The organism is Candidatus Darwinibacter acetoxidans (assembly GCF_041936445.1).
Lineage (GTDB): Bacteria > Bacillota > Limnochordia > Darwinibacteriales > Darwinibacteriaceae > DTU010.
In genome coordinates, this window is sequence record NZ_JBHGXH010000184.1 from 1 (window position 1) to 1,051 (window position 1,051).

Annotated in this window: 2 protein-coding genes; both read right to left on the bottom strand. The window is 58.4% G+C overall.

Going from position 1 to position 1,051, the window contains the following annotated elements:
• Window positions 1–19 precede the first annotated feature (19 nt).
• Window positions 20–484: a PD-(D/E)XK nuclease superfamily protein gene (locus ACE4YL_RS06815; protein ID WP_461369417.1), complete on the bottom strand. Its 465-nt coding sequence runs from the start codon at window positions 482–484 to the stop codon at window positions 20–22.
• Window positions 477–1,051 (bottom strand): DNA N-6-adenine-methyltransferase (locus tag ACE4YL_RS06820; protein ID WP_461369418.1); only part of this gene is annotated, 575 nt, incomplete at its 5' end. The genes ACE4YL_RS06820 and ACE4YL_RS06815, both read right to left, overlap by 8 nt.

The following is a 1,051-nucleotide window of genomic DNA, read 5'->3' on the forward strand; positions in this document are numbered from 1 at the left end:
AAACTTTGACCGGGGGGGCTCATACTCTCCCTGCCACCCGCCTTGTGCAGCACCTCTCAGGCAAGCCCGCCGGGTCAGATAGGTCCTTGTTCATCCAGCACAGGAACTCTTCGAGATTGAGGGCTGCGACCACCTTTTTGCCGTCCACCTGCGCTTTCAGCCAGGTTACTGCCCCTGGTCTGTGGCCCCCGCCCGCAATGACAATCACCGTAGGACAGGGGAACACTTGCCGGACGTTCTCGATCAAATAGGGGAACTTCTCGTCGACAGAACCCCCGCTCCCCTGCCACTTTGACTCGATGATCAAACCGTTCGGGAACTCTGGGATGTTGGAGACGAGGAAGTCGCAGTACAACTTGTGGCCGTAGATACTCTTGCCGAGATACACCTGCCTCTCGAACGAGTATCCGCGCTCGTGAAGCATGCATGCGATCACCCGCTCGGCTCGCTGGCCGGTCTGGTTCGCGGTCGTGCCGTTAGTCATACTGCATCATCTCCTCCTCTTCGATTGCTCGGTAGATCGGGCCGTGGTGCTTGAAGCAGTGGTAAAAGTCCTGCACGTTGTCCCCCAGATAGAAGATCGCAGAGGGGAACGGCGCCGCGTTGGAGGTCTTCACGCCCGGTGTTGAGAAGAGGAGCCGGCCCTCAACGGCACACCATACCGCGCCAGTCTTGGCAAGCAGGTTGAACCACCGTGTATCTGTCCGAGCGGCAATCAGGATGACGGCTTCAGAGATATTGCCGGCCTGATACTCCGCAATGACCTTCTCGACCCACTGTGCCACCTCACGGCCATACGGGGGATTCATGTACACCTTCCCGTGCCATGCCCGTGCGAGCCCGTTATCCTCGCGGGTATAGTGCTCTGTTGCCGGAACGTTTGCGGCGTCGCCCTTCCCGTTGCTGCACGGATCGAGGTCGATCTTCCCGAAGAGTTCGAGGACAGAATCAATGATGATCCTGGGGGTATACCACTCAGGGGTTTCACTGGTATAGAGCTGCTTTGCAGTCTGCGTGATCACCTTCCGTGGGAGTTTCACCACCCCACTCA